Here is a 25,955-nt window from a genome sequence, read left to right as displayed (position 1 = left end):
CGGCTACCGGAGCACCGTGCTGGTCCACTGCTCGATCCACTGGTCGCGGTTGCGAGCGATCTCGGACGCCGGCAGCGAGAGCGGGTTTGGTGCTACGTCCGCGAACTTCGTGAACAGCGGCGGTAGCGGCGTGCCCACGCGGACCGGGAACACGAACATCTCCCCCCCGAGGGGTACGTCTGCTTGGAAGCGTTCCGACAGCATGAAGTCCACCAGCTTGCGAGCGGCCGCCCGGTGCTCTGTTCCCTTCAGAACGCCCGCGAACTCCACCTGACGGAAGCACGAGTCGAGCATGGTGCCGACCGGCGAGGTCTTCGGGTGCGGCTTCGCGTAATAGACGGCCGCGGGCGGACTCGACGCGTACGACACCACGAGTGGGTACGTGCCCTGGTTGCCGCCCTGGGTGAAGTCGCCCTGGTACGCGGTCTCCCACCCGTCGTCGACCTTCACGTCGTTCGACCGGAGCTTCTCCCAATACGCGCGCCAGCCGCCGTCGCCGTAGCGGGCGATCGTGGCGAGCACGAACGCCAGGCCGGGCGACGAGGTGGCCGGGTTCTCGACCACGAGCTTGCCCTTGTAGACAGGCTTCGTGAGGTCGTCGAGCGTCTCCGGCACCGCGACCTTTTCCTTGGCGAACCACTGCTTGTCGTAGTTGATACACACGTCGCCGTGGTCGATCGGCGTGAGGTGGTGTGTCGCGTCGAGCTGGAACTCGGCCGGCACCTTCGACAGCGCCACAGGGGCGTACGTCTCGAAGATCCCCTCGTCGAGCGCGCGGCCGAGGAACGTGTTGTCGACACCGAAGAGCACGTCGCCGACCGGGTGGTCCTTCGTGAGGATGGCCTGGTTGAGCACCTCTCCTGCGTCGCCCGACTGCAGGAGCTTCACCTTCACCCCTGTCTGCTTCGTGAACGCGGCGAGCACCGGCTTCGACACCCCGAACGAGTCGTGCGCGACGAGCGTGATTGTCGTGGCGCTCGCCGCGTTGGCATGTGTCGGCCAGATCGAGAGCAGTGCGATCGGCAGCATCAGGGCGAGCGCGCGCTTCATGAGTACGCCTTCCGTGCGTCGGGGAGTACGACCAGCAGCACACCGTCGTCGAGCGATACCTGCGCGACCGGTTCGAGCAACTCGTTGCTCAACCCGCGCGTCGATCCCGGGTGCAGTGTCTCGCCGCGCAGTGGGAACCGGAGGCCCGCGGTGTGAACGCCACGCGCGGGTCCACCGAGCGCGAGCAGCGAGCAGAAGTCACCCGGCTGCCCTCGGACCTCACGCGCGGCGCGGACGACGAACACATCGGCGCTTCCCACCCGCGCCTCCACGTCGAGCCCGACGAACTCGGGCGAGGCGAGGAGGAGCAGGTTGGCAAGGAAGTGGTCGACACGTCCGCCCGCACCGCCGATCACCACGGCCCGCGAACATCCGCGGTTGCGTGCCGCCTGCAACGCGAGCTCGAGGTCGGTGAAGTCCTTCGCCGCGGGGTGCGCGTCGACCGTTGTACCCGCCGCCGCGGCGGCGTCGAGCGCAGCCGGGTCGACCGAGTCGAGATCGCCGACGACCAGGTCGACGCGGAACCCGAGCGCGACCGCGTGGTGGAGCCCGGAATCGGCCGCCACCACGAGATCGGCGGCGGGCAGATCCGCGATGGCGCTCGGGGGCGGTGGATCGCCTCCTGCGAACACGAGCGCGACGCTTCCCATCAGTCCCTCCGCCGGAATTACCCGGTTCAGGTTCGAGGGGTCGGCGACGCATGACGGTCGCCCTCTCAGCCCGGCTGTCCCGAGCTCCCCGGGGATTCGGTTGTCGCGTCATCGTATGCGTTGGCGTACCTGTGCAAGTGTGCGTTCTTCATTTGGAACCGGAGGACGGATGGCGGTCGAGCCCGAGCCCGAGATCGTGCTCGTGCGACACGGCGAGACGGAGTGGAGCAGTTCTGACAGGCACACGTCGTACAGCGACATCCCGCTCACCGAACGCGGGCAGGAGCAAGCGGCCGAGCTCGCGCCACGGCTCATGGGCCGGGGGTTCGCCCTGGTGCTCACCAGCCCGCGTACGCGGGCCGTCGACACGTGTGCGTTCGCGGGTCTGGGCGATCGCACTGAACTGACCGACGATCTCGCGGAGTGGAACTACGGCGAGTACGAGGGGCGCACCACCATCGAGATCCGAAACGAGGTTCCCGACTGGACGATCTTCTCGCACGGCGTCCCCGGCGGCGAGACCGCCGCGCAGGTCGGCGCGCGGGCTGACCGCGTGCTCGCGCGCGCGGCCGACGCCGCGGCGCGAGGCCCCGTCGCGCTCTTCTCGCACGGCCACTTCCTTCGCGTGCTCGGCGCGCGTTGGGTGGGTCTCGCGCCCGAGGCCGGGCGTCTCCTCGGGCTCGACGTCGCGACCATCAGCGTGCTCGGCCACGAGCACGAGCAGCGCGTGCTGCGCGTGTGGAACTCGTGAGCGACCCATGATTTAGGCTCGGCGGAGATATGGCCGGACTGAGCGTGGGCATCGTGGGCACCGGCGGCGTCGGCATCGCGAGCGCGGGCGCGGTCATCTTCCAAGGGCTTGCCGGCTGTGTCACGCTCTACGGGCGCACCGGTGATCGCGCACGGGGCGAAGCGCTCGACTACCTGAGCGGGATGCCCTTGCTCCCGCGCACCGAAATCCGCGGCCGGTCGTTCGAGGAGATCGAACCCGAAGACGTGCTCGTGATCACGGTCGGTGCGCACACGAAGAGCGGGCAGTCGCGCCTCGACATGTTGCAGGGCAACCTCGATGTGATGGCGGCGACGGCCGAAGCGATCGAGCGTGGCGGGTTGCCACGCGTCGCGATCGTCGTGAGCAGCCCGCTCGACGTCCTCACCGAGTACCTCACCCGGCGATGGGCCGATAGGCCGGTCTCGGTGATGGGTACCGGCACGTCGCTCGACACGCTCCGTTTCGCCGAACTGCTCGCCCGGGAGTGCGGAGTGCACGCGCGCACTGTGCATGCGTGGGTTGTCGGCGAGCATGGCGATTCGGCGGTGTTCTTGTTCAGCGGTGCGTGCATCGGCGCGATGTCGCTCGTCGACTACGCCCAGCAACGCAAGCTCGACCTCACCCCGGAGTGGCGTGCAGGGATCGAACAGGAGGTGCGCAGCGCGGCGTACCGCGTGCGCGAGCTCGCCGGCGCCTCGCGGCATGGGATCGGCCTCGCGGTGAGTGGGCTGATCCGCTGCATCGGGCGGGAAGCGGGCACGATCATCCCGGTTTCGGTACGCGTCGCCGACGGCGTCTGCGCCAGCCTTCCGTGCGCGCTCGGGCCTGATGGGCCGAGCGAACCGCTCATGCCCGCGATGAATGCTGACGAGCAGACCGCGTGGGAGCACTCGCTCGACGTGCTGCGCAAGGCCAACTCCGCGCTGCCCTTCTGAACCGAGCCCGCGATGGCATCGCTCCAAAGCGCGACGGTGACCTCGCTGATGGCCGCCGCGGGTCACGAGCAAGTGGTGTTCGTCGCCGATCGCGCGGTGGGGTTGCGCGGGGTCATCGCGATCCATTCGACCGCGCTCGGTCCCGCGCTCGGCGGGGTCCGGTTCTGGCGGTACGCGAGCGAGCACGACGCGTTGCTCGACGCGCTCCGGCTGTCGGAGGCGATGACGCTCAAGGCCGCGATCGCGGGCTTGCACCAGGGCGGGGGCAAGGCGGTCGTCATGTGGGACGACCCGGATCGTGCGCGTCCCAGCGCTCTGCTCCACGCGCTCGGGCGTGCCATCGACGAGCTCGGTGGCCGCTACCTCGCGGCCGAGGATGTGGGCGCGACCACCGCGGATATGAACGGGCTCGCCGAAGTCACGCCCTGGGTGACCGGTGTCGACGAGGCACTGGGCGGCTCGGGCGACCCGTCACCCGTCACTGCCCTCGGTGTGCTGCACGCGATGCGCGCGGTGCGCGCGGCGCTCGACGGCGACGCCTCGCTCCGCGGCTGTCGGGTCGTCGTCCAGGGATCCGGCCATGTGGGCGCACAGCTCGCGCGCCGGCTCGTCGCTGCGGGAGCCGAAGTGGTCGTGTCCGACCTCTTCGAGTCGCGCGCCGACGCGCTCGCACGCGAGCTGGGCGTGACGAGGGTTGGTGCCGACGAGGCACTCGTCACGCCCTGCGACATCCTCGCTCCCTGCGCGCTCGGTGACGTGTTCGACGACGAGACCATCCCCCGCCTCCAGTGCCGTGCGATCGTCGGCGCCGCGAACAACCAACTCGGCGTGATCGGCGCCGACCGCATGCTCGCCGCGCGCGGGATCCTCTACGCGCCGGACTTTGTCGCAAACGCCGGCGGGATCATCAACATCGCCGAGGAGTTCGTGGGCTATGACCGCGAGCGCGCCCTCGCGCGCGCCGCGGAGATCGAAGGCACTACTGCGCGCGTGCTCGCGTTCGCCGACGAGCATGGCATCACACCGTCGCGCGCCGCCGAGAGAATTGCGCGCCAGCGCATCGCCGAGGAAGGAGCGGGCCGCCGGTGGCAGCCGGGTGACCCTGCCGCGTGGACGAACGGCGAACCCCTGCGCGCACTGCGCCCCTGACCAAACCGACCTACCGCATGTTGCCGGTGTGGCCGAGCGAATAGCGCCCGGGCTGCGGCCACACCGCGAGCCCATGAGGCTCGTCGCCAACCGGGATCTTCGTGACCTCACCGTTGATGGTGTTGATGGCGTACACGACGTCGTCGTAGCGACCACTGAGCCAGAGCGTGCCGCCGTCGACGCTCACATTGCCCATGTCGGGGCTGCCGCCGTCGGGGATGTCCCACGTGACAACGACCGCCTTCGTCGCGAAGTCGATCACCGACACGCTCCCGGGGCCGTTCTTGGTGTTGTTGCCGACGTGGTCCTGCCCCCGGTTCGCGGCGAACAACTTGGTGCCGTCGCGGTTGGGGTAGAGGCCGTGGGTGCCGATTCCCGTCTTGATGAAGCCCGTCTCGGTGAACGCGTACGGATCGATGGTGTACACGCCGCCGCGCACCATCTCGGCGATGTAGAACGTGCTGCCGTCGGGTGACACGCGGATGTCCTGCGGCATGCCTCCACCGCTGAGCGTCAGGTAGCCCATCACGGTGTGGTTCACGATGTCGACCTTCGCGAGGCTGCCCTGGAACTCGCACGTGAAGATCGCGAACTTGCCGTCGATCGAGAAGTCGGCGTGGTTCACGCCCGCGCAGTCCGGGACGTCGACCGAGACCTGCTGCTGCATGGTCTGAGGGTCGAGAAAGTCGAGTCGCTTGCGTGCCTCGGCCACGACCAGAGCCGATTTGCCGTCGGGTGTGAAGTACATGTTGTAGGGATCGTCGACCGCGATGGCCGGGCCGCGCGGTTCGCCGGTCTTCGGGTCGAGCGGCGTGAGGGTGCCGTCGGTCCGTCCCTCCGCGTTGTTCGTGACCCAGAGGGTCTTCAGGTCCCACGACGGAACGACGTGCTGCGGGTTGATGCCGACCTTGAACGTGTTGACCACCTGCATGGTCGCCGGATCGATCACCGACACGTCGTTCGATCTGCGGTTGGGCACGTAGACGCGCGAGAGCGCGCCCTCCACCGCCGGGCTCAACTTGCCGGCACCCGCGTCGGAGTACAGGTTGTTCGGGTCGGTCACGCCCGGCATGCCGGGGATCGTGTCGATCGTCTTGGGCGCCTCGGTCGACGGAGGCGGGGTTGTCGTGCCGCCGGACGTCGACGTGTCCGCCAACGACGTGGTCGTGGGCTGTGACTGCGTTCCGCCGTCCCCGCCGGTGCACGCGACCGCGACGAGGCCGAGGATCGTGGCCGCCACGATCAGCCGTCGTGCCCACCGGAGATCGGTGCTCGCCAGCAAGCGACGCACAGTACGCGCCGCGACCGCCCGTGCGGTGCCGCGGCGTTCCCGCGCATGCGAGACTGCCCGGCATGCATTCGTATCGGGGAGTTCGGACGCGGGTTGTTGCTCTGGCGGGATCACTGGTCGCGGTCGCAGTTGCGGTCACGCCCGGTGCGTGGGCGGCCTCGACCGACACCGCGGCGAAGGAGCAAACCTGGACACAGGTGACCGACTCCGAGGGTCGGAACATCGACGAGGTCAGCGTGGCCCGCACCGAAGACGGCGTGCTGCACGTGCTGTGGCACGCCCGCGTCGTCAGCAACCTCGAGGAGATCAGGGACACGCCGGTCGACACCGACGGCGAGGTCGGCGACCCGGCGACCGCGTCGGCGGGATGGCCGTCGGCGGGAAACCCTGCGGTCATCGTCACGTCCGACGGCGGTCTCCGCGTGTTCTTCCCGGGCCTCACCCTGAGCAGTGGCACGGGCAGCGGCATGCAATCGGCGACCTCGGACTCGCAGGGAACCACGTGGACCGAGCAAGGCGCGCGCGTCTCGTCGTCGCAGAGCGCGATGCCCGACGGGATAGGTGCAGCGCTCCGCCAGGACGGCACGCCGGCGTTCGCCTACGCGGTCTCCTTCACCCTCGGCCTGCACTTCGGGCTCAACCCTGCCGACCCCGACACCGACCTGCTCACGGGGAACGCGTGCTGCGACTATATGCCCAACCTCGCGTTCTCCGAGACCGACGACGACGGGTACATCGCGTGGTACTCGAACGTCGACGACCAGGTCGGGCTGTGGGTGCAACCGATCTGGCCGTCGATCGGGACCGCGACGGCGGTGCCGAAGTCGGCCGTCGACGGCGAGGCGATCGGGCCCTCGCAGCGCACGCCGATCGCGGCGCGCACGGGCGCGGAGGGTACCTACGTCGCGTACTGCAGCGGCTACCCGACCTGCAAAGAGGTGCTGCTCTGGCAGATCGGCGAGGACGAACCGATCACCGTTGCGACAGGAACCGACATCGAGGACGTCAACCTCGCGGCCGATCCCGACGGTCGGCTCTGGGTGATGTGGGAGGACACCGCCGAGACCAGCCTCTTCGCCCTTCGCACCGACGAGGATGCGTCCGAGCTCGGGGCGATCGTCGAGTTCAAGGAGGCGCCGGACACCGACACGGTCTGGAAGCTGCAGGGCCACGCGAGTTCGGACTCGCTCGACGTGTTCGCGTCGTTCACCACGCCGGACTCGCTCGCCACGTGGCACACCCAGGTGCTGCCCGGCCTCACTGTCGACACGAAGAAGACGAAGAAGAACGTCACGTTCACCGTGAGCGACGCGGGAGAGCCGATCAAGGGTGCGAAGGTCGCGTTCAAGAAGAAGACCGTCACCACGAACGCGAAGGGTCAGGCAACCGGACCGGTCGGGAAGGGCACGGCTACCGTCACGAGGTCGGGGTACACCACCGCAATCGCCGTGGTGAAGTAGCGATGGTCGCGCGTCACACGTCGCGTTCGAGTCGCCAGCCGTTGTCGTCCATCACGAGGCGGTGGCGTGGTCCCGGCTTCGCCGAGTCGCCGTCTTCGTAACCGGCGTCGCCCGCCCACATCGATACGCCGATTCCGTCGACTCGACCCATGCGCGTTACGTAGACGTCAGGCTCGGCTCCGCCCATCCGCGCGAGGAGGTCGTCGACCGACTCCGCGCTTGCGAGCGTGTGCAAGGTCACCCAGGTGGGCGGGATGATCAAGATCTCGCCCGCATCGCGACGACGCAGCGCGTCGGCGGGCCGGATCCAGAGATGGTCGCGGATCTCACCGTCATCGACGACGACCATGCCGCTCGGCGCCCGCGCGGCGAAGAACCAGGTCGCGAACCGTCGTCGCGCGCCGGCACCGTGAGGCGGCGTCCAGTGTGCGAACCACACCAACCCGTGGGGGTCGACCGTGAGCCCGGCCTCTTCCATCGCCTCGCGGGCGGCGGCGTTGCGGGCCGCCTCGAACACCGCGTCGGGACCTCCGCCAGCACCGCCACCGGGGTAGTCCTCGGGGTCGATCCGCCCTCCCGGGAAGACCCACGCGCCGCCGGCGAACGCGAGCTCCGTGTCGCGCCGGAGCATGAGTGTCTCGACGCCATCCGGCGTGTCACGCAGGAGCACGACCGTGGCCGCGGGTACCGCCGGCTCGGGCGCGTCGCTCATCGCAGCCGACAGTACTGGCCGAATGGAGGAGGAAGCGGCGGGGCCGGAGTGCGTGGGCGCGCGGCCTCGCGCTAGGTTCGGGCGCCGCCCAGCTTCGGGAGTCGTCGATGAAGTCCGCTGCGTTCGAGTACCACGCCCCCGAGACAGTGGCCGATGTCTCATTGCTGCTCGCCGAGCACGGCGACGACGCCAAGCTCCTCGCCGGCGGCCAGAGCCTCGTGCCGCTGCTGGCCATGCGCCTCACGCGCTTCCCGCACATCGTCGATCTCAACCGTGTCGCCGAGCTGCGCGGTGTCGAGCGTCAGAACGGGACGCTCACGATCAAGGCGATGACGCGGCAGTCCGACGCCGAGCACGACGCGACCGTCGCGGCGGCGGCGCCGCTGATCGCACAGGCGCTGCCGATGATCGGGCACTTCCAGATCCGGAACCGCGGAACGGTCGGAGGGTCGATCGCGCACGCCGACCCCGCGTCCGAGCTACCCGCCGTCGCGCTGGCGCTCGACGCCGAGCTCGAAGCCGCGCGAGCGGGGTCGACCCGTCGCATCCCGGCCGCCGAGTTCTTCGAAGGAACCTGGACCACCACCCTCGAGCCCGAGGAGCTGCTCACTGCGGTGCACGTGCCGGTGTGGGAAGGCAGGTGCGGCTTCGTAGTCGACGAGGTCGCGCGCCGAAGCGGCGACTTCGCGCTCGCCGGTGTGGTGTGCGCGGTCGAGTTGAACGAAGCGGGCGCGGTGCGCCGTTCTGCGATCGGGCTGTTCGGTATGGGCTCCACGCCCGTACGCGCCCGCGACGCCGAGGCCGCGCTGAACGGCAGCACGCCCACCGCGACCGAGCTCGCCGAAGTGGCGCGTCTCGCCGCTGCGGGTTGTAGTCCCACTGACGACGTGCACGCGTCGGCCGAGTACCGAACACATGTGGGTGCGCACCTCGTGCAGCGCGCGCTCGATCGAGCACTGGGAGAAGCGCGGAGTGGCTGAGCACGCTATCACGCTGACCGTCAACGGGGAGCAGCGCCGCGGCCGCGCCGAGGCGCGCAAGACGCTGGCCGACTTCCTGCGAGAAGACCTCGCGCTCACCGGTACGCACCTCGGATGCGAGCACGGAGTGTGTGGCGCGTGCACTGTGCTCGTCGACGGTGCTGCGGTCCGCTCGTGTCTCATGTTCGCGGTGCAGGCCGAGGGCGCTGATGTCGTCACCATCGAGGGCATCGGTCCCGCCGACGGCACGCTCGGTCCGGTGCAGGAGGCGTTCCGTCAGGCGCACGGCCTCCAGTGCGGCTTCTGCACGCCCGGCTTCGTCGTCTCGGTGCACGCCTTCCTCCAGCAGAACCCCAACCCGACGCTCGACGAGATCCGCGAGGGGCTCTCGGGCAACCTGTGCCGCTGCACCGGCTACCAGGGGATCATCAAGGCGGTGCAGATCGCCGCGGAGTCGATGAGTGTGAAGTCGTAGAGGAGTCGCAGATGAAGACGCAGACGATCGAGTTGTCGACGGTCGACGGTCCGATGGCGGTGTTCGAGGCGGTGCCCGACGACGAAGTTCGCGGCGCAGTGATCGTGATCCAGGAAGCCTTCGGGGTGAACAGTCACATCCAGGACGTCGCGCGACGCTTCGCCGCGGAGGGCTACCACGCAGTCGCACCCGCGATCTTCCACCGTGCGGGCGGCGGCACCGCGCCCTACGACGACTTCAGCAAGGTGATGCCGCTCTTCGAAGGGTTGACCGATGACGGCGTGCTCATGGACGTCGACGCCACGATCGATCACCTGCACGAGGCGGGCTTCTCCGACGGCAGCGTCGGGATCGTCGGCTTCTGCTTCGGTGGCCGGGTGACGTTCCTCATCGCGGCCCGGAGAAAGATCGGCGCGAGTGTGGGCTTCTACGGCGGTGGGATCACCCACAACAGCCAGGGGATGGCCGCGCCGCTCGCGAGCGAAGCCGGATCGCTCCAGACCCCGTGGCTCGGATTGTTCGGCGATCAGGACGCGATGATCCCCGTCGACGGCGTCGAAGACCTGCGCACGAAACTCGCCGACTCGTCGGTGAAGACCGAGGTCGTCCGTTACCCGGACGCGGGGCACGGGTTCCACTGCGACGAGCGTGAGAGCTACCACGAGGAATCGGCGAAGGACGGCTGGCGCCGCGCCCTCGACTGGTTCTCCAGCCACCTCGAAGCGGCCTGAACGCGACGGCCGCCGAACCTTTCCCGAGTCTTTGCCTGTAGAGCATTGTCTGCGCGACCGCGCCCCGGCAGACTGCGCCCGTCGCTGAGTGAGTGAGGGCAGGCGTGGATACCGAGATACGCGGGTGGAGTTGGCAATGGGCGGGCTGGACTTCTTGGCCGGTGACGCCCGCAGTTCTCGTGGTCGCGTTCGTCGCGGTCGCGCTCGACGTCGGGTCCGCGTGGTCGGGGCAGCCGTCGTGGGCGATCGGCGGCGTGCTCGTGTCGCCGGCGTTGCCCGTGGCCGCGTTGTTGGTGTTGCTCGTCGGGTGGGCGCGCGTGGGTGGGTCGCGCCGTTCGTTGTCCGCCTGGCGCGAGTACCTCGTCGGCGGCTCGCTCACCGCGCTCGTCGTTGCTCTCGCCTATGCCCAGTCGATCGCCGGCCAAACGACTCCTGGATGGCGCAAGGTCGAGGGCGTGACGTTCGCGGCCACGAGTGAGGAGATCGTCTACCGGCTCGCGGCAGTGCTCCTGATCGGCGCGGCGTGTGCACGAATCTGTGGCCGCGACTGGCGTGATACCGCGCGGTGGGGAACCGGTCCGGTCGTGGTGGCACTGGTCGGCGGCGCGCTGGCGTTCAGCGCGCTGCCCGGTCATGTCGAGCAGATGACTGGCGCGACGAGCATCGTCCCGTTCGCGAGCCTTGCCATGCTCCTCGGCTACGTCACGTTCCGCACGGGATCACTCCTGCCGGGAATCGTCGTGCACGTGTTGCTCGACGTCATCACGCTCGCGTACTTCGCCGGTGAGTTGTCGGCCTCCGAACGCGTCGCGGTCGCGGCGACCGCGCTCACCGCGCTGGTTCTCGGCCTTATGGTCGCGGGTCGGCGTCTGGGGCTCCGCCGTCGGGTGCCGTCCGTGATCGACCTACGCGACCCTGCGCCGCGCCTCAGTCGTCCGGTCGCACCCCACGGAGGCCGAACCACGCGAGCTCGGCGACCCAGTGCGCAAGCTGGTCGGGATTGTGGGGGCCGTCGGGGTCGGTGAGCGCATGGCGGCTGATTCCCTCGGCCATCCCGACGACGGCGTGCGCCAGCACGAGCCGATGCTCGGGCGAACCGGGGATCTCGATCAAGGTGCTCACCGCCGACGCCGCGCGCTCGAGCACGTCGTCGACCACGTCGGCGAACTCGGCGTCGTTGCGCGCCGACGCGCCGAACAAAAGGCGGAACGCCGCGCGGTCGCCCTCGACGAACCGGAAGTACGCGGCGAAACCGTGCTCGACACGCGCTCTTCCCGTCTCAACGCTGCTCGTGGCGTCGACCAACACCGCGAGCAACCGCTCCCCCACGTTTTCGAGGACAGCGACGAACAGCGCGCGCTTCGACGGGAAGTGTTGGTAGAAGACGGGCTTTGTGACGCCGGCTGCCTGCGCGAGGTCGTCCATCGCGGTGCCGTAGAAACCGCGCTCTGCAAACTCGACACACGCGACATCGAGGAGCTGGCACCGGCGCTCTTCTGGCGCCAGCCGCAGGGGGGCCGAGCGGCGAGTGGTGGTCACCCGCTGGTGCTCGACTTCAGCGGCATCTCGTAGCGGTTGGTCACGCCGAAGTTTTCGCTCCAGCGCTCGTCGAGCTGTGCCCGCTCGTCGTCGGTGAGCGGAAGATCAGACCCGGCCGCGTATTCGCGGACGTCGTCGATCGAGAGGCAGGTGGGGAGCACGGCGGTGAACGCGGGATTCGCGAGGATTCCCGCGATGGCAGCCTGCCCGATCGTGCGCCCGGTGTCTTCCCACAGAAACGCGAGCGTCTCGGCCTTGTCGAAGTTGTCGAGCATGTTGTCGCGGTTGCGATGTGCCCGATGGTCACCCGGCGGGAATTCCGTTTCGCGTGTGATCTTGCCCGAGAGCGTGTCGGACGCGTGGGGGACGCGCGCGATGAGTCCGGCCTTGCCCTGGGCCACGTTCGGCTCTGCGGCGAAGGTGAGGCCCGGTTCCTGCTCGAGGATGTTGAAGACGGTCTGAAGTGACACGATCGGGCGTTCGCGTACGGAGTCGAGACCTTCGTCGACCCACCCGATCGCAGGACCGAGCGCGACGCCGAGCTCGCGCACCTTGCCCTCCACTCGGAACTGCTCGAGCTCATCCCACAGGGCGTCGTCGTGGATTGGTTCGATGCGCGCGTTGTGCAGCTGGTAGAGATCGATGTATTCGGTTCCGAGCCGGCGCAGCGACGCCTCGAGCTGCGCGCGGATCGACGCGGGCGCCCAGTCTTGGCGCCGCTCCGACTGGCTCTCTGGGCGGGGCGAGTCGATGTCGTATCCGCACTTGGTGGTGAGGATGATCTCGTTGCGGTTCGACTTCAGCAGATCCGCGAGCAGGGATTCACCGACACCGTCGTCGCCGTAGACGGGGGCGGTGTCGATGAAGTTGATGCCGACGTCGAGCGCCGCATGCAACATCCCCCGCGGGTCGTCGACGCGTCCCCACCAGTCGCTCGCGAGCGTCCACACGCCGAAACCAACCTCGGACACTTCGAGATCGCTTCGACCGAAGCATCGGTAGCGCACGGTGACTCCTTCGCCCAAACGGTGTTCGGCGCGCGCAATCTACTGCCGTCCGGCACCGGGCATCCCACCCTGGCCCTGTTCTCGGTCCTCTCGCTCGGCCGCGCGCAGTCCATACCCGAGCACGATGGGTACGGGGAGCACGACGCAGGCCCCGACGAGCGCGATGACGGTGCTGGTGACGGCCCAGCTCGGAAACCCCGCCACCGCCGCCACCACGAACGCGACCACTGCGCCGAGCAACAGCAGGTAGCCGGTTCGCTTCGCGAGGGTGACGCCGCGTGCGATCCGAGCCCGACGCTCGATGACCGGATCGGGCTCGGGCGCTACCACGCTTCCCATCCTGCTCGCGCGAAGGCCGCGGCGAGACGGTCGGGGAGGTCGGTGATCGAGCAGTGTGGCCGCAGACGGTCGACGTTCGCTTCGAGCACTTCGGGTCGAGGATCGACGAGCCACTCCCGGGCACCTTGCGGGTCGTCGACGGACAGGAGCTCGACGCCGAACGCGCGCAGCTCGTCGAGCACCGGATAGCCCCCCACCGCGATCGGTCGTCGGTGCGCGATCGACTCGATGACCGGATTACCGAAGCCCTCCCACGTCGACGGGTAGACGACCAGGTCAGCCGCGGCGTACGCGTCCGATGCCGACGCGGCGCGGCCGACCACGATGGGAATCGTCGCGTCGGCGAGGATCCGCGCGAGCACGAGGTCGTACCCGTCTTCGGCGGGTCCGGTGATCCAGAGTCGCACCGCGCGCGCCTCGAGGGCAGCGAGCTCCGTGGCGAACGCGATTGCAGCCGGCACGTTCTTACGTGGGATGGCGCGCGCCGGCAGGAGCAAGACGAGGTCGTCGCGTGCGAATCCGAATGCTTCGCGGGTCGCGTCACGATGCCCGCGCGGCGGATCGAGATCGAACGTGTTCCGGATGGTTACCGCTTCGAAGCCTCGGTGCTCGAGTTGGACGCGCGAGTAATCGTTGACCGTCACGTGGAGCGAGTTGGGTCGGCGCGGTGGGATCCCGTCCGGTGCCGGGAGTCCAGCGCGCTGCCAGGGCAGGTCGTGGTGGTGGAACGTCACCGCGCCGTTGTGCTCGGCGAGCACGCCCGCGGCCAGCGTCGAGGCGTCGGGATTGATCGGGAGTGAGCACAGGTTCTCGACCACTACGAGATCGGCGCCCGCGAGCGCGGCCTCGAGCGCCTTAGGGTCCAGCGTGCTCCCCTCGGCCGGATCGATGGCAAGGAACGGGAGCCAGACGTCGTCGGGCCGCACGCTGTCGTCGAACTCACCTGCGACCCGTCGGATATGGAAACCGAGCTCGCGCAGCGCCCACTCCCATTTGCGCGCTTCGACGGCAACGCCGTCGGCGCCACCGAGTCGATAGGAAACCATCACCGCGACGAGCTTCATCGGACGAGAAGATTCGCGCGAGTCGACGAGCCCGCGCGTGTCAGCGTGCGACGCGCCCTGATTCCAAACGGGAGATGCGGCGGTTGGTAGCATCGAGCAAGGCCCGCGCCACGGCGTCGTCGCGGTCACGGCGCACAACTGCCGAACCCGACACCGCTAACTCGAGCGGCGGTTCGACCCACACGACGGTTACCAACGCGATGCGGTACTTACCGACACGGGTGACGTCTGCAGCCGAGAGGTGGACGGCCCCGGCCGCCGGCTCGAGTTGACGCAGCGCGTCGAGCGTAGCTGCGGCCACGAGCTGAGGACGGCCGATTGCCGCAACGGAGCCTTCGGCGTGGCCGGTCTGTTCGCGGTCGCCGTCGGCGAGGACGACCTGGGCCGTCGCGCGCACGGTCTCGCTGTCGAACCTGACACTTGCAACACGCACTCTGGTCTCGGTGCGCGCAGGCGCGCCGTGTGCGTGCTCGTCGCTGTCGTTTGCGTCGAACTGCGCCACTGACACGATGCGATGATCGAGTTCGAGCCCGAACACGGTCTGCGCAACCGCGCGCACGTCGCGCACGGTCTGCTTCGCAGGCTTGCTGTTGTCGGAGAGGACGTGCACCTCGGTCGGTCGGCCGAGGCGGTCACCAACCACGCGCACCGCCAGCACGCCACCGAGCCGACAGAGCTCCTCCTCGAGCTCCTGGAGCTCGAGGACCTCCTCCGGCTGCGCCTCGTCCGAACCTGATTCGCCGTTCGGCCGGTCACTCGGCATGTGGTTCCGTTCCTCCCAGGGGCCCCGTCCCCGCATGGTTGCACAGGATACGGCCACCCAACCACCCTCCGTGGGGATCCTTGCGTTGCAAATGTGGCTCATGGGGCTTGCGTTGGGAGCGACGACGCGTGAGACTAACGTCCCCCCGATTTGAGTGGGGTTCGATCGCGGAGAAGCGCGCAGGGAGGACTCAAGACCGTCCGGGTGGAGACGGCAAGGCCTCGGCCTTCACACACACGAACACCTGAAGCGAAGCGACTTGTCCCCAGGGCGCACAGCGTTGCCCAGGCGGGAGATCGAGGTTTCAGGGGGTCTCGTGAAGAAGACCGCATTCCGCGTTGCAGCCGGCGCGTCAGCACTCGTTGCAATGCTGCTCGCCGGTGGCGCTGGACGTTGGAAGTAGCACCACTCAAGAGGCTGAGGCCTTGCCATCTCCACCCCGAACAGGGCTATGGATACCGAACGCAAGACAGAACGACTGATTCAAGGGACCGTGCTCTTGCTGTGCGGTCTGACGATCGCGCTCGTAGTGCTGTCAGCCGTCGCGTCACATGAGCCCATTACAGGTCGTATCGCTGTAGCACTGGTCGTCTTGGGACTCTTTGCGCTCGCCGCCACGAATTTTGACGTCACGGCGCGAGCAGGCTTTGGCATGAGCGGGAACGTCATGGTGCTCATTGCGTCGCTGGTTGTCTTCCGTGCGTATGGCTTCTTCCTGGGTCCGATCATTGTTGGCACCTGTGGCGCGCTCGATATCGCGCAGCTCCGCCAGCATGCGTGGCAGAAAATCGCGTTCAACGCGTCAGCCGATGGTCTTTCGCTGCTGGCCGCTGCGGCCGTGTTTTGGGCGATGACCGATCAGCCCCGTCCTAGCTCGCAACTGGCTGTTTTTGCAGCCATAGCGCTCAGCGCCTCGGCGTACCTCTTCCTGAACGCGCTCCTAATCAGTATTCCGGTGGCATTGAGCTGCCACGAACCGTACGCGAAAGTGCTACGCCAGATCGCGGCGTTTGATGTCAGCGCCTATCCATTCGCCCTCCTCGGACTCGGCCTCGGATGGGTGTACCTCGAACTTGGTGCGGCGGTGGTGCCGTTGCTGGTCGTTCCGATTTTGATTGCGCGGAGCACGTTCGCGAACTATCTCGAGTTGAAGGCGGCGCAGGAGCAGACGATCGAAACCTTGATCTTGGCGCTCGAGGCGAAGGACAGGTATACGGCGGGCCACGCGCAACGCGTTGCGACATTCTCCGCGTACGTGGGCGAGGAGCTTCGGTTCAGCCCACGTCGCATGGAGCGGCTGCGCTACGCGGCGCTGATGCACGACATCGGCAAGCTCATCGTGCCGAACCAGCTTCTCAACAAGCCGGGCCGTCTCACCGAATCCGAGTTCGCGCGCGTCAAGCGCCACGAGTTCGTGTCCGTCGAACTGCTCCGCCGCATCGACTTTCTCGCTCCTGTCGCCGGTGACACCACCACCGAGGCGGCCAACGCTGCCGTCAGCGGTACCGGGCTGGTGGAGCCGGCGATCATCCATGTGGCCGACGCCTTCGACGCCATGACCTCGACCCGTTCCTACCGCCGAGCGCTCACCCAGGAGACTGCATTCGACGAGCTCAAGAAGGGCTCCGGTACGCAGTTCAACGAAGGCTGCGTCGACGCCCTCATCGCGGCGATCGTGCGCCGGGGCGAGCAGTACGGGGACGGTCACGAGGAAGAGGCCCACGAGTGGGAGGTCGCTCCTCCCGAGGCTGGGACCGGCTCGGCGGGCCTGGGTGACCTCGACACTGATCGGGACTCCGATCGCTCCGAGGATCGGGCGGGCAAGACGTGAGACGGTTCCTCCAGGTCGCCGTCCTCATGGCGGGCAGCGCCCTCGTTGCAGTGGGAACGGAACTCTCCGACCCGGGCACCAAGTGGGCGGCACTCGCGCTCATCGGCGGCGCGATCGCGGCGGGCGAGCTGATCGAACTCCGACCGCCCCTCCGGGCTCCGCTCCCGATCTCGTTCGCGTTCATGGTGGTGCTCGCCGAGCGAACGTCGGTCGAAGACGCCGCGCTCGTGCTGCTGATCGCACTGCTCGCGAGCCTCCTGGTTCGTCCGGAGCCCACCACGGTCGAGGGCCGACTCGCCCTCTTCGTGGAACGCCTCGCCGAAGGGCTGGGAACCGTCGTCGTGTACTACGCGGTCGTGGCGGAGCTCGGTACACCGACCGACCGGGCAGGCGAGTTGATCGCGCTCGCGGCCGCGTCCATCACACCGATCGTCATCGCCGAGATCGCTCGCATGGTGCGTGAGCGTCACGTGGGTATCACGATGCACGGTCGCAGCGCCGATCTCGCGCTGATCACGAGCGCGATGCTCATGGCGGTCAGCGACCAGGGCATCGACGGCAAGCGTGGCATGGGTCTCTGGGGTCCGGTCGTCTTCACGATCCCGTTGCTGGCAGCTTGGTACTCCTACGAACAGCTCAACGTCATCCGCCGCACGTACGACCAGACGATCCGTGCGCTCGGTGCAGCACCCGAGCTCGGAGGCCTCGTGCGCGAGGGGCATGCCGAACGCGTCGCATCGCTCGCGGTCGCCACTGCGAGCGAGCTGGGTTTCTCCCGTCACGAGCTCGAACAACTCGAGACCGCTGCGCTCCTGCACCACCTCGGTCAGGTGTGTCTCGACGAGCCGGAGGACGGTCGCGCACCGGAATTGGTTGCTGTCGCGCAAGCCGGCGCGGAGATCCTTCGCAGCACGCCCCTGCTCGCGCCGGCGGGCGACATCATCGCGGCCGAACCGACGCCGCACCGAGACAAGATGGGTTCGCGTCCGTCGGTGATGGCGGGACAGGTGCTGAAAGTCGCGAGCGCGTTCGACGAGTTATCGCGGGGGCGGCCCGATTGCTCGCCGGCCGCGCTCGAAGCGCTCTACTCGGCCCCGGGCTTCGTTTACGACGTGCGGGTGCTGGGCGCGCTCGAGGTAGCGCTCGATCGCGCCGGTCTGCTCACCGCGGTCACGTCGTAGCCGACCAGTCCGCTTCGGGTAGATAGCCACCGCGGCGGCGAGGCCGCCGGCTCGCCTCGAAGCAGATGTCGATCACGCCGATCCCGATCACGATGTCACCCACCGAGAACTGCTGGTTCGGCACACCGGGTGCGGTGATCACATCGCCGAGGAACGGGAGTTTGTCGTCGCTTTCGCGCGGCTTGTGCTTCACCGTGCGCTCGATCGGCACGTGCGCTTCGCCGCCGTCGCGCTCCTTCACGTCGTCCTTTGTCGGCATCCCACCGTTGAGCGCGATCGCGAGCACATTCAGCGCTACTCCGATCGCCACGATGAACATTCCGCTCCTGCGCCGGTTCAGGAAGCAGAAGGCGAAGATGAGCACGTAGGACATCAGCAGGATCGCGAGCCCGACGTCGTCGATCCGTTCCTTGGGGAAGTCGACAAGCTCGAGCGCAACCTGGATGATCAGAGCGACGAGCAACAGCCAGAGCGCATTCAGGTGGATGCGACCCATCCGCTGGAAGCTCCCCTTGGTGACGGCGACGACCAGTACGGCGACCACGATCGTCACCACGAAGAACACCACGGCGATACGGTACCGATCCGGCTACTTCGGACAGGAGCAAACGTGTACGACGTGCGCACGCCCGTGAGCGGAACCGTCGTCCGGGTCGTCGTCGACGAAGGCCAGTTGATCGCCGAGGAGGACCCCATTGCGGCGATCGACGAGAACGGTGTCGAGACCGTCGTCGTCACCCGGGTACCCGGCGTCGTCCGCGAGCTCTACATCGAACCGGGCCGACCAGTGAGCGCGGGCGATTTGATCGCGCGCATCGACGAATCGTGACGGACAACTCTCGAGCGGGGGCGTTCAGGGCGTTACGCGTCCGGAACTACCGCCTCTTCTTCGTGGGGCAAGTTCTCTCCGTGATCGGCACATGGACTCAGGCCACTGCCGTCGGCTGGATCGTGCTCCGCGAGACGCATGACTCGACCGGGCTCGGGGTCGTCGTTGCGTTGCAGTTCTTCCCGCTCCTGGTGTTCGGCGCGTACGCGGGTACCGTCGCCGATCGCGGCGACAAGCGCCGGATCCTCGTCGTGACGAACATCGCAAGCGCGCTGATCGCGGTCGCCACGGCCCTGCTCGTGTCGAATGACCATCGGTCCGTGGCAGTACTCGCCGTCATGTCGCTGTTGCTCGGGTGCGCGATGGCGTTCGAAACCCCGACGCGTCAAAGCTTCGTCGCGGAGCTCGTGCAGCCTGAAGACATCCCGAGCGCGGTTGGGCTCAACGGAGCCACGATGACCGGAGCACGCATCGTGGGATCGGCGATCGCCGGTGTCTTGATCGCAGTGCTCGGGGCGTCGATCTGTCTCTATATCAATGCCGCATCATTTGCCGCAGTGATCCTCGCCCTCCTGATGATCCGGCGGCATGAGCTGCGTCCGTCGGTCGTGGTCCCGCGCGGGCGCGGTCAGATCCGCGACGGCTTCCGTTACGTGATGCGCGCCCACGAAGTGCGGTTCCCACTGCTGGCCATGGCAGTGGTCGGCACGATCTCGCTGAATACGCAAGTCGTCGCGCCCCTGCTCGCGCGGATCACGTTCGACTCCGGGCCTGAATTGTTCGCGGCGTTCGGCGCCGCGGTCGCGTTCGGTGCTCTCGTCGGCTCCCTCGTGGCTGCGCGCGTCACCCATTCATCGGTGTCTCTCATCGGCCGCTCCGCGCTCGCGTTCGGCATTGTGTACTCCCTCGTCGCCTTCGCCCCGTGGGCCTGGTTGGCGATGATCGGGCTCGCCGGTGCGTTCTTCTGGGCTTCGATCTACATCGCGTGGAGCAACGCGCGTCTCCAGCAGGAGAGCGACGACGTGTACCGGGGTCGCGTCATGGCGTTGTATTCGATCGTGTTCCTCGGCTCGACGCCGATCGGAAGCATCATCGTGAGCGCGGTGGCCGAGGTTACGAACCCGCGAGTCGCGGTGCTGGTGGGTGGGGTCGCAGCGGTCGGCACCGGTATCGCTGCCCTCGCCCGTGTTCGTCGTCACGCGCACCTCGTCCACGAGCCCCTGGCTGCGAGCTGACCATCCCTGCGCCATCTCGACCACGAGCCTCGTCTTTCCCGTGACGAGACGCTGGATCCATTCACGACAACCTGCTTGTAACCAAGCGCAGTTGATAGCATAATGTAAGCATGCCAAACGTGCTCGTTCGAGACGTCCCCGAAGAAGTCCACGCCGCGTTGCGACGTCGCGCCGAGCAACGGGGCCAATCGCTCCAGCAGTACCTCGCGAGTGAGCTGAAGCGCCTGGCGACAAAACCGAGCCTTACCGACGTGCTGGACCGAATCGAGCGGCGTCGGGGCGGCCGGGTCGGGCTCGCGCAGGCAGCCCAGGATCTCACCCAGGAGCGGTCTCGGCATTGATGGTCATCGACGCTTCGATCCTGGCCAACGTGATCGGTGATGACGGGGCCGATGGCCGGCGAGCTCGCGGCGAAATCCGAAGTGCCGGTGATGTCGCCGCGCCGGGTCTCGTTGATGTCGAAACCGTTGCCGTGCTTCGCAAACGTTGGCTCGAGGGCACGATCTCGGACCGCAGGCTCGCCACCGCAGTCGATGATCTCGAGGCGATCGACGTGGAGCGCTACCCAACTCTCCCGCTGATGCGACGCGCGTACGAGCTGCGTTCCAACGTGACCGCGTACGACGCAACCTATGTTGCCCTCGCGGAGATCCTGGACTGCGAGCTGTTGACCGCAGACCACCGGCTGGCCAACGCGCCCGGGCCTCGATGTGCGATCCGAGTATTGAAGTGAGCCCCGTGCACTTCCCGAGCGGCAACTTCGCGCTCCGCGCTAGTAGTTCGACGGGAGCATGCGCTCGAGGTACGTGTAGGACACGAAGAGCGCGGCGAGGAACGGGAGCACGCCGACGAACCAGGTGGTCCAGCGCGGGTAGCGGTGGAAGAGCCACCACCAGAGCAGACCGATGATCGCGACGATGATGCCCCACAGCACTGCCGGCAGCCGTGACGAACGCTCACCCGAGAGCCCGCTGATCGTGGCGGGCGCGGGGTTTTTCGTGCCGGGACTCGGAGGGAGCGGGGTCGTACCCTCCGGCAGCACGAGCGACGCCTTGATGATGAGGCGTTCCGCGGCGGAGTACTTCGGGTTGCACGTGGTGAGTGTGAGCGTCGCCTTGCCGGGCTCGGGGAGCAGCACGTCGCCGTCGTCGGGATTCACCACGAACGGGTCGACATCGATCTTGTAGGCAAAGGTGCCCTGAACGGTTTCCACGGTGATCTCGTCGCCGGCCGCCAGCTGGTCGAGGTCGCCGAACGGCGCGCCGTAGGTGGTGCGGTGGCCGGCGATGGCCGCGTTCCCCAGCTGACCGGGCAACGGCGTGCCGGGGTAGTGGCCGGGCCCCTTGCGAAGGTCGGCCACGTCGACGCCTTCGACGGCGTACGCGGACAAGCCGATCTTCGGGATGTCGATACGACCGACCGCCTCGCCGTTCGGGGGGACCTCGACCGGGGCGACCGTGGTAGTCGGCCCCGGCGCGGTGGTGACGGTGGGGTTGTCGGTCGTGGTGGTCGGCGGCTTCTTGCTCTCCCGGAGCGTCTGCTGGAATTCGCTCTTCAGGCGGTTCTGGGCCCGGGCCTCGTAGATGCCCGTACCCCAGAGCTGGTACGCGACGAAGAGCAGCAGGAGGATGCCGACCGTGATGAGGACACGGCCGGTCGCGCCGAGGAAGCGCCGCATCCGCGAAGAGTAACGGAGCGCTCACCTGGGCCGGTTCGACCCACCGGGCGGACCGTTCGTACACTCGTTTGTCATCCACAGCCCGGAGGCGAGTGTGCCCACCGTCGTCCGTCTCCGCTCCGCCGTCTGCCTGCTCGATCGCTTCCCCGCCCTCGCCGGGGTCGATCTCGACCTCGCCGCGGGCGAGATCGTGCTCCTGTCGGGCGCGAACGGCGCGGGCAAGACCACGCTGTTGCGCCTCGTCGCGGGCCTCGTGCCGCTGTACTCGGGTGAGGCCGTCGTGCTCGGCTGCGACCTCGCGCGTGATCGGAAGAGCGCTCGCCGTGAGCTCGCGCTCGTCGGGCACGAGACGTTCTGCTACGACGACCTCACGGTGCGCGAGAACCTGCGGTTCGCGGCACGCGCCGCCGGGCGGGATGCCGCGGCGGCAGACGATGCGCTCGAACGGGTCGGGCTCGCGGGCGCGCGCGACCTACCGCACCGCAAGCTGTCGGCCGGGCAACGACGACGGCTCTCGCTCGCGGTCGCGTGGTCACGCGATCCGACACTGCTGCTGCTCGACGAACCGCATGCCGGGCTCGACGCCGAGGGCCGGGCGGTGCTCGACGAGATCGTGAAGGCCGCGCCGAGCGAGGGCCGCAGCGTGCTCATCGCGTCGCACGAGCTCGACCGCACCCGCGCCCTGGCACACCGCGAGGTGGTGCTCACCGCGGGCCAGGCCGTGTTGCCGGCGAACGAGCGAGTGATCAGGTGACGCTGTGGCGTGAGGTGCGGCTGGTGGCGGGGAAGGACCTCCGCATCGAGGCCCGGTCGCGCGTCACGATTCAGCAGATCGCGCCGTTCGGGTTGATCGTGCTCTTCTTGTTCGCGTTCGCGCTCGATCCGGACCGGGGCGTGTTGCGGCGCGTCGCGCCCGGCCTGTTCTGGGTGACGGTGCTGCTCGCATCGCTGCTCGCCGTGTCGCGCGCGTACTCGATCGAAGCCGACAACGGCGCACGCGACGGCCTGCGGCTCTCGGGTCTCGACGGGCCCGCGCTGTTCCTCGGAAAGGCGGTGGCCATCGCGGTGCAGCTGATCGTGCTCGAGGTGGTGCTCACCGTGTGCGTGATCGTGCTCTACGGGATCGAGCTGAACACCCTCGTGCCGCTCGTGCTCGCGACCCTGGCCGCGACCGTCGGCGTGGCCGCCACCGGTACCTTGTACGGCGTGCTCGCCGCCGGGCTGCGGGTACGCGAGACCCTCGTGCCGGTGTTGCTCCTGCCGGTGGTGGCGCCGGTGCTGCTCGGGGCCACCCGCTCCTGGGAGGCTGCCATCGACGGCGTCCCGTCGGACGCGTGGCCGTGGGTGGGCCTGCTCGGGGTCTTCGCCGTGCTGTTCACCGCGATCGGGATGCTCGCCTTCGGGCCGCTCCTGGAGGAAGCATGAGACTGCTGAAGCCGCAGGTGGCGACGGTGCTGGGCTGGCTCTCGCTCGTCGCGCTCGTGGTGCTCGCACTCTTCGGCCTGTGGGGCGCACCGCCCGACAGTGTGCAGAGCGACGCGCAGCGCCTCATGTACCTGCACGTTCCCTCGGCATGGGTGGCCTACCTCGCGTTCGGCGTCACCGCGATCTCCTCGGCGCTGTGGTTGTGGCCGCGCACGCGGGCGGTGGTGTGGGACCGCGTGGCCGCCTCGTCGGCGGAGCTGGGCGTGATCTTCACCGCGCTCACGCTCGTCCTGGGCTCCCTCTGGGGACGGCCGGTCTGGGGTGTGTGGTGGGCATGGGACGCGCGTCTCGTCACCACCGCCGTCCTCTTCTTCCTCTACCTCGGGTATCTCGCACTGCGGCGCATCCCGAGCTCGCCCGACGCCCGCGCGAAGCGCTGCGCGATCGCGGCGCTGATCGCATTCGCCGACGTGCCGATCGTGCATTTCTCGGTCACGTGGTGGCGCACCCTGCACCAGCAAGGAACAGTGTTCAACGACGAGCTCTCGGCAGAGATCCACGGCGTGATGGCGTTCACTCTCTGGTTCGGAGTGCTCGCGTTCACCTTGCTCTACCTGTACCTCCTCGATCGGCGCTATCGCCTGCTCGCGCTCGACGAGTCGCGCGAGGAGCGCGAGGTCGCGCAGGCTATTGCCGAGCGCGCCGCGCCACCCGCGCCGCCGGCGCCTCCGGTCGAAGTGGGGGCGCCGCGATGAGGTTCGCCGAGTACGTGATCACGGGTTGGGTGCTCACGGGCGTGACGCTGGGCGCCTACTGGTTCTGGATCGTGCGCCGTACGAAGCGCGCTGAGCAGTCGTTGCCCGATACCGAGGTCGAGTGACGACCGTCGAGTCGCCCCCCGCTCCACCGTCCGCGCCGCGCCGCCGCCCGAACCGCACGCGGTACATCGTCGCGGTCGGCGGATGTGTGTTCGCGGTGATCGCGATCATCGTGCTCGCGGTACAGCTCTCGAACAACGTCGTGTACTTCCGCACGGTGTCGGAGGCGGTGCACAACCGCGCCGACGAGGGCACGTCGCGGTTCCGGCTCGCCGGCGCGGTGGTCGACGGCTCGGTGCGCGAGACCGCGCGCGGGGTGCGCTTCGAGGTCACCGACGGCAAGAACACCGTCACCGTCGACCACACCGGCGACCCGCCCGATCTGTTCAAGGAGGGCGCACCCGTCGTGTGCGAGGGTCACTGGGCGAGCACGGCGAAGAATGTGGCCTTCGACTCGGACCGCATCCTCATCAAGCACGGCGCCGAGTACGAGCCACCGAAGGTCGACACTGCCAGGCCCGACACTGGTGAGAAGGGCCAACGGTGAAGGCCGCGCTCGGCTACTCCGCGGTCGCCGTGGGCGCGGGCGCGGCCGTCGTCGGCATCAGCGCGCTGATCGCGGGGCTGCGCCAGCACGACGCGATGCTGCTGCGCATCGGGCGCCGCTGTGTGTTCGTGGTGCTGCTCGCCGCGCTCGCGGCGGCGGGGTTCATGGAATGGGCGCTGATCAGCCACGACTTCTCGATCCAGTACGTCGCCGAGAACAACGCGCGCGGCACGCCGCTGCTCTTCACGATCACCGGGCTGTGGGCCGCGCTCGCCGGCTCGATTCTGTTGTGGGCAGTGATCCTCGGCGGCTACCTCGCGTTCGTCGCGCACAAGTTCCGCCACCGCGCCGCCGACCCGCTGGTGGCCGTCGCCACGATCACCGGCCTCGTCGTGGCGCTGTTCTTCTTCGCACTGATGCTCGGCCCCGCGAACCCGTTCAAGACCCTGGCCACCACGCCTCTCGACGGCCGTGGCCCCAACCCGCTGCTCCAGAACCACATTCTCATGGCGTTCCACCCGCCGATGCTGTACCTCGGCCTCGTCGGATTCACGGTGCCGTTCATGTTCGCGATCGGCGCGCTCGTCACCGGCCGCTTCGGCGAGGGCTGGCTCGCCGACACCCGGCGCGCCACGTTGATGGCGTGGGGCTTCCTCACCGTCGGGATCATCCTCGGGGCCTGGTGGAGCTACGAGGTGCTCGGGTGGGGCGGCTTCTGGGCGTGGGACCCGGTGGAGAATGCGTCGCTCCTGCCGTGGATCACCGGCACCGCGTTCATCCACTCGGTGATGGTGCAGGAGCGCCGTGGGATGCTCCGCGTGTGGAACCTTTCGCTCGTCGTCGCCACCTTCTGCCTCACGATCCTGGGCACGTTCCTCACCCGCTCGGGCGTGATCGACTCGGTGCACGCGTTCTCGGTGTCCGACATCGGCCCCTGGCTCCTCACGTTCCTCGGGATCGTCGCCGCCACGGGCATCGGCCTCCTCGCGTGGCGCGGCGACCGGCTGCGGGCGCCCGGTCGCATCGACTCGGCGGTGTCGCGCGAGTCGGCGTTCCTCGCCAACAACCTGTTGTTCGCGGGGCTCGCGTTCGTCGTGCTGCTCGGCACCGTGTTCCCACTCGTCGCGGAGGCGCTGCGCGGGAGCCGGCTGTCGGTGGGGGAACCCTACTTCGACCGCATGACCACGCCGATCGGCCTCGCGCTGCTGTTCCTGATGGCGGTCGCGCCCGCGCTGCCGTGGCGGGCGACGAGCGGCGACGTGCTCCGGCAACGGCTGCTCGTCCCCGCGTGGGTCGGCGCGATCACGATGGTGGTGGCGGTGGCGTTCGGCGCGCGAGGCGTGGCCGAGGTGATCGCGTACGGGCTCGGCGCGTTCGCGACGGCGGGGATCGTGCGCCAGTTCGTGCTCGGCGTCAGCGGGCGACGGCGCGCGCTCGGTGAGCCGCGCGCCGTGGCGCTCGGGCGCGCCACGCGCTCGAACCCGCGGCTCTACG

31 protein-coding genes and 1 riboswitch are annotated in these 25,955 nt (G+C 68.4%); of the genes, 20 read left to right on the top strand and 11 right to left on the bottom strand.

All coding sequences use genetic code 11. From position 1 onward, the window contains the following. Positions 1 to 3: 3 nt before the first annotated feature. Both WD271_03520 and WD271_03515 read right to left on the bottom strand, forming a co-directional pair. On the bottom strand, positions 4 to 1,050 hold the full coding sequence (locus WD271_03520) for a thiamine ABC transporter substrate-binding protein (protein MEX1006894.1): 1,047 nt from the start codon (positions 1,048 to 1,050) through the stop codon (positions 4 to 6). Next, positions 1,047 to 1,700 (bottom strand): thiamine diphosphokinase, encoded by a 654-nt coding sequence (locus WD271_03515; GenBank protein ID MEX1006893.1) that lies wholly within the window; start codon positions 1,698 to 1,700, stop codon positions 1,047 to 1,049. Before WD271_03515 ends, WD271_03520 begins: the two co-directional genes overlap by 4 nt. Then, a riboswitch (TPP riboswitch) is annotated at positions 1,687 to 1,801 on the bottom strand. Its footprint overlaps the gene before it by 14 nt. Positions 1,802 to 1,869: 68 nt before the next feature. Here WD271_03515 and WD271_03510 point away from each other — a divergent pair. Genes WD271_03510 through WD271_03500 form a run of 3 tightly spaced genes read left to right on the top strand, consistent with a single transcriptional unit; the run spans position 1,870 to position 4,556 of the window. Beyond that, on the top strand, positions 1,870 to 2,451 hold the full coding sequence (locus tag WD271_03510) for a histidine phosphatase family protein (protein MEX1006892.1): 582 nt from the start codon (positions 1,870 to 1,872) through the stop codon (positions 2,449 to 2,451). 29 nt (positions 2,452 to 2,480) lie between these two features. Next, the gene (locus WD271_03505; protein ID MEX1006891.1) at positions 2,481 to 3,407 is read left to right on the top strand and encodes an L-lactate dehydrogenase; all 927 of its coding nucleotides are present in this window, start codon (positions 2,481 to 2,483) and stop codon (positions 3,405 to 3,407) included. 12 nt (positions 3,408 to 3,419) lie between these two features. After that, entirely contained in the window at positions 3,420 to 4,556 is a 1,137-nt protein-coding gene (locus WD271_03500) for a Glu/Leu/Phe/Val dehydrogenase dimerization domain-containing protein (GenBank protein MEX1006890.1), read from the top strand. A gap of 10 nt (positions 4,557 to 4,566) precedes the next feature. Here the strand turns inward: WD271_03500 and WD271_03495 are convergent, their stop codons facing one another. After that, positions 4,567 to 5,628, bottom strand: coding sequence for a YncE family protein (locus tag WD271_03495; GenBank protein ID MEX1006889.1), 1,062 nt, complete (start codon positions 5,626 to 5,628; stop codon positions 4,567 to 4,569). Between the two features lie 281 nt (positions 5,629 to 5,909). On the opposite strand from WD271_03495, the gene WD271_03490 reads away from it, so the two are divergent. Continuing rightward, positions 5,910 to 7,307 carry a hypothetical protein gene (locus WD271_03490; protein ID MEX1006888.1) on the top strand — a complete coding sequence of 466 codons (1,398 nt, stop codon included), beginning with the start codon at positions 5,910 to 5,912 and terminating at the stop codon, positions 7,305 to 7,307. A gap of 13 nt (positions 7,308 to 7,320) precedes the next feature. Here WD271_03490 and WD271_03485 read toward each other — a convergent pair whose 3' ends face one another. Next, positions 7,321 to 8,019: an NUDIX domain-containing protein gene (locus WD271_03485; protein MEX1006887.1), complete on the bottom strand. Its 699-nt coding sequence runs from the start codon at positions 8,017 to 8,019 to the stop codon at positions 7,321 to 7,323. A gap of 107 nt (positions 8,020 to 8,126) precedes the next feature. Between WD271_03485 and WD271_03480 the strand changes: the two genes are divergently transcribed. From WD271_03480 to WD271_03465, 4 genes are all read left to right on the top strand, one after another. After that, a complete protein-coding gene (locus WD271_03480) occupies positions 8,127 to 8,999 on the top strand; it encodes a xanthine dehydrogenase family protein subunit M (protein MEX1006886.1) in 873 nt (290 codons plus the stop codon). Continuing rightward, the gene (locus WD271_03475) at positions 8,992 to 9,474 is read left to right on the top strand and encodes a (2Fe-2S)-binding protein (GenBank protein ID MEX1006885.1); all 483 of its coding nucleotides are present in this window, start codon (positions 8,992 to 8,994) and stop codon (positions 9,472 to 9,474) included. The genes WD271_03480 and WD271_03475 overlap by 8 nt, the downstream gene beginning before the upstream one ends. Before the next feature lie 11 nt (positions 9,475 to 9,485). After that, positions 9,486 to 10,205, top strand: coding sequence for a dienelactone hydrolase family protein (locus tag WD271_03470; GenBank protein MEX1006884.1), 720 nt, complete (start codon positions 9,486 to 9,488; stop codon positions 10,203 to 10,205). Positions 10,206 to 10,366: 161 nt separating this feature from the next. Further along, positions 10,367 to 11,230 (top strand): CPBP family intramembrane glutamic endopeptidase, encoded by an 864-nt coding sequence (locus tag WD271_03465; protein MEX1006883.1) that lies wholly within the window; start codon positions 10,367 to 10,369, stop codon positions 11,228 to 11,230. On the opposite strand, the gene WD271_03460 is transcribed toward WD271_03465, so the two are convergent. From WD271_03460 to WD271_03440, 5 genes are read right to left on the bottom strand one after another with little or no spacing between them, the layout of a single operon-like run. Continuing rightward, complete coding sequence (locus WD271_03460; protein MEX1006882.1) at positions 11,133 to 11,744, bottom strand: TetR/AcrR family transcriptional regulator; 612 nt, start codon at positions 11,742 to 11,744, stop codon at positions 11,133 to 11,135. The genes WD271_03465 and WD271_03460 overlap by 98 nt on opposite strands. Next, positions 11,741 to 12,751, bottom strand: a complete 1,011-nt coding sequence (locus WD271_03455; protein MEX1006881.1) for an aldo/keto reductase — start codon at positions 12,749 to 12,751, stop codon at positions 11,741 to 11,743. The genes WD271_03460 and WD271_03455 overlap by 4 nt, the downstream gene beginning before the upstream one ends. Positions 12,752 to 12,790: 39 nt before the next feature. Further along, entirely contained in the window at positions 12,791 to 13,081 is a 291-nt protein-coding gene (locus tag WD271_03450; protein MEX1006880.1) for a hypothetical protein, read from the bottom strand. Continuing rightward, entirely contained in the window at positions 13,075 to 14,154 is a 1,080-nt protein-coding gene (locus WD271_03445; protein MEX1006879.1) for a glycosyltransferase, read from the bottom strand. Before WD271_03445 ends, WD271_03450 begins: the two co-directional genes overlap by 7 nt. Before the next feature lie 40 nt (positions 14,155 to 14,194). Then, on the bottom strand, positions 14,195 to 14,953 hold the full coding sequence (locus tag WD271_03440; protein ID MEX1006878.1) for a hypothetical protein: 759 nt from the start codon (positions 14,951 to 14,953) through the stop codon (positions 14,195 to 14,197). Between the two features lie 415 nt (positions 14,954 to 15,368). On the opposite strand from WD271_03440, the gene WD271_03435 reads away from it, so the two are divergent. Beyond that, a complete protein-coding gene (locus WD271_03435) occupies positions 15,369 to 16,748 on the top strand; it encodes an HD domain-containing phosphohydrolase (GenBank protein ID MEX1006877.1) in 1,380 nt (459 codons plus the stop codon). Beyond that, positions 16,745 to 17,929 carry a hypothetical protein gene (locus WD271_03430; GenBank protein MEX1006876.1) on the top strand — a complete coding sequence of 395 codons (1,185 nt, stop codon included), beginning with the start codon at positions 16,745 to 16,747 and terminating at the stop codon, positions 17,927 to 17,929. The genes WD271_03435 and WD271_03430 overlap by 4 nt, the downstream gene beginning before the upstream one ends. Here the strand turns inward: WD271_03430 and WD271_03425 are convergent. Continuing rightward, on the bottom strand, positions 17,919 to 18,497 hold the full coding sequence (locus WD271_03425) for a DUF5317 family protein (protein MEX1006875.1): 579 nt from the start codon (positions 18,495 to 18,497) through the stop codon (positions 17,919 to 17,921). The two genes, WD271_03430 and WD271_03425, sit on opposite strands and share 11 nt — an antisense overlap. 42 nt (positions 18,498 to 18,539) lie before the next feature. On the opposite strand from WD271_03425, the gene WD271_03420 reads away from it, so the two are divergent. The 4 genes from WD271_03420 (at position 18,540) to WD271_03405 (ending at position 20,726) form a co-directional block, all read left to right on the top strand. Beyond that, complete coding sequence (locus tag WD271_03420) at positions 18,540 to 18,758, top strand: biotin/lipoyl-binding protein (GenBank protein ID MEX1006874.1); 219 nt, start codon at positions 18,540 to 18,542, stop codon at positions 18,756 to 18,758. Then, the gene (locus WD271_03415) at positions 18,755 to 19,993 is read left to right on the top strand and encodes an MFS transporter (GenBank protein ID MEX1006873.1); all 1,239 of its coding nucleotides are present in this window, start codon (positions 18,755 to 18,757) and stop codon (positions 19,991 to 19,993) included. Before WD271_03420 ends, WD271_03415 begins: the two co-directional genes overlap by 4 nt. A 110-nt stretch (positions 19,994 to 20,103) precedes the next feature. Next, a complete protein-coding gene (locus tag WD271_03410) occupies positions 20,104 to 20,334 on the top strand; it encodes a hypothetical protein (GenBank protein ID MEX1006872.1) in 231 nt (76 codons plus the stop codon). Beyond that, positions 20,334 to 20,726 (top strand): type II toxin-antitoxin system VapC family toxin, encoded by a 393-nt coding sequence (locus WD271_03405; protein MEX1006871.1) that lies wholly within the window; start codon positions 20,334 to 20,336, stop codon positions 20,724 to 20,726. Before WD271_03410 ends, WD271_03405 begins: the two co-directional genes overlap by 1 nt. A 39-nt stretch (positions 20,727 to 20,765) precedes the next feature. On the opposite strand, the gene WD271_03400 is transcribed toward WD271_03405, so the two are convergent. After that, positions 20,766 to 21,671, bottom strand: coding sequence for a class E sortase (locus WD271_03400; protein MEX1006870.1), 906 nt, complete (start codon positions 21,669 to 21,671; stop codon positions 20,766 to 20,768). A gap of 94 nt (positions 21,672 to 21,765) precedes the next feature. Here WD271_03400 and ccmA point away from each other — a divergent pair, with 94 nt between their 5' ends. From ccmA to ccsA (WD271_03370), 6 genes are all read left to right on the top strand, one after another. Further along, on the top strand, positions 21,766 to 22,425 hold the full coding sequence (ccmA, locus tag WD271_03395; protein MEX1006869.1) for a heme ABC exporter ATP-binding protein CcmA: 660 nt from the start codon (positions 21,766 to 21,768) through the stop codon (positions 22,423 to 22,425). Further along, the gene (locus WD271_03390; GenBank protein MEX1006868.1) at positions 22,422 to 23,096 is read left to right on the top strand and encodes a heme exporter protein CcmB; all 675 of its coding nucleotides are present in this window, start codon (positions 22,422 to 22,424) and stop codon (positions 23,094 to 23,096) included. Before ccmA ends, WD271_03390 begins: the two co-directional genes overlap by 4 nt. Continuing rightward, positions 23,093 to 23,851 carry a cytochrome c biogenesis protein CcsA gene (gene ccsA / locus WD271_03385; GenBank protein ID MEX1006867.1) on the top strand — a complete coding sequence of 253 codons (759 nt, stop codon included), beginning with the start codon at positions 23,093 to 23,095 and terminating at the stop codon, positions 23,849 to 23,851. The genes WD271_03390 and ccsA (WD271_03385) overlap by 4 nt, the downstream gene beginning before the upstream one ends. Further along, positions 23,848 to 23,976 carry a hypothetical protein gene (locus WD271_03380; protein ID MEX1006866.1) on the top strand — a complete coding sequence of 43 codons (129 nt, stop codon included), beginning with the start codon at positions 23,848 to 23,850 and terminating at the stop codon, positions 23,974 to 23,976. The genes ccsA (WD271_03385) and WD271_03380 overlap by 4 nt, the downstream gene beginning before the upstream one ends. After that, positions 23,973 to 24,461 carry a cytochrome c maturation protein CcmE gene (locus WD271_03375; GenBank protein ID MEX1006865.1) on the top strand — a complete coding sequence of 163 codons (489 nt, stop codon included), beginning with the start codon at positions 23,973 to 23,975 and terminating at the stop codon, positions 24,459 to 24,461. Before WD271_03380 ends, WD271_03375 begins: the two co-directional genes overlap by 4 nt. Next, positions 24,458 to 25,955 (top strand): cytochrome c biogenesis protein CcsA (gene ccsA / locus WD271_03370; GenBank protein MEX1006864.1); only part of this gene is annotated, 1,498 nt, incomplete at its 3' end. The genes WD271_03375 and ccsA (WD271_03370), both read left to right, overlap by 4 nt.

This window comes from Acidimicrobiia bacterium (assembly GCA_040880805.1).
Classification (GTDB): domain Bacteria; phylum Actinomycetota; class Acidimicrobiia; order IMCC26256; family DASPTH01; genus DASPTH01.
Note: the sequence above shows the minus strand (reverse complement) of the source record. Positions and strands in the feature narration are given on the sequence as shown.

Excerpts from the sequence above, each read along its gene's own strand:
- WD271_03495 (MEX1006889.1), bottom strand. The coding sequence starts at position 5,628 with ATGCCGGGCGTGACCGACCCGAACAACCTGTACTCCGACGCGGGTGCC.
- WD271_03520 (MEX1006894.1), bottom strand. The coding sequence starts at position 1,050 with ATGAAGCGCGCGCTCGCCCTGATGCTGCCGATCGCACTGCTCTCGATC.
- WD271_03435 (MEX1006877.1), top strand. The coding sequence starts at position 15,369 with ATGGATACCGAACGCAAGACAGAACGACTGATTCAAGGGACCGTGCTC.
- WD271_03480 (MEX1006886.1), top strand. The coding sequence starts at position 8,127 with ATGAAGTCCGCTGCGTTCGAGTACCACGCCCCCGAGACAGTGGCCGAT.
- WD271_03485 (MEX1006887.1), bottom strand. The coding sequence starts at position 8,019 with ATGAGCGACGCGCCCGAGCCGGCGGTACCCGCGGCCACGGTCGTGCTC.
- WD271_03440 (MEX1006878.1), bottom strand. The coding sequence starts at position 14,953 with ATGCGGGGACGGGGCCCCTGGGAGGAACGGAACCACATGCCGAGTGAC.
- WD271_03515 (MEX1006893.1), bottom strand. The coding sequence starts at position 1,700 with ATGGGAAGCGTCGCGCTCGTGTTCGCAGGAGGCGATCCACCGCCCCCG.
- WD271_03380 (MEX1006866.1), top strand. The coding sequence starts at position 23,848 with ATGAGGTTCGCCGAGTACGTGATCACGGGTTGGGTGCTCACGGGCGTG.
- WD271_03445 (MEX1006879.1), bottom strand. The coding sequence starts at position 14,154 with ATGAAGCTCGTCGCGGTGATGGTTTCCTATCGACTCGGTGGCGCCGAC.
- WD271_03400 (MEX1006870.1), bottom strand. The coding sequence starts at position 21,671 with ATGCGGCGCTTCCTCGGCGCGACCGGCCGTGTCCTCATCACGGTCGGC.
- WD271_03505 (MEX1006891.1), top strand. The coding sequence starts at position 2,481 with ATGGCCGGACTGAGCGTGGGCATCGTGGGCACCGGCGGCGTCGGCATC.
- WD271_03405 (MEX1006871.1), top strand. The coding sequence starts at position 20,334 with ATGGTCATCGACGCTTCGATCCTGGCCAACGTGATCGGTGATGACGGG.
- WD271_03410 (MEX1006872.1), top strand. The coding sequence starts at position 20,104 with ATGCCAAACGTGCTCGTTCGAGACGTCCCCGAAGAAGTCCACGCCGCG.
- WD271_03510 (MEX1006892.1), top strand. The coding sequence starts at position 1,870 with ATGGCGGTCGAGCCCGAGCCCGAGATCGTGCTCGTGCGACACGGCGAG.
- WD271_03500 (MEX1006890.1), top strand. The coding sequence starts at position 3,420 with ATGGCATCGCTCCAAAGCGCGACGGTGACCTCGCTGATGGCCGCCGCG.
- ccsA (MEX1006867.1), top strand. The coding sequence starts at position 23,093 with ATGAGACTGCTGAAGCCGCAGGTGGCGACGGTGCTGGGCTGGCTCTCG.
- WD271_03470 (MEX1006884.1), top strand. The coding sequence starts at position 9,486 with ATGAAGACGCAGACGATCGAGTTGTCGACGGTCGACGGTCCGATGGCG.
- WD271_03490 (MEX1006888.1), top strand. The coding sequence starts at position 5,910 with ATGCATTCGTATCGGGGAGTTCGGACGCGGGTTGTTGCTCTGGCGGGA.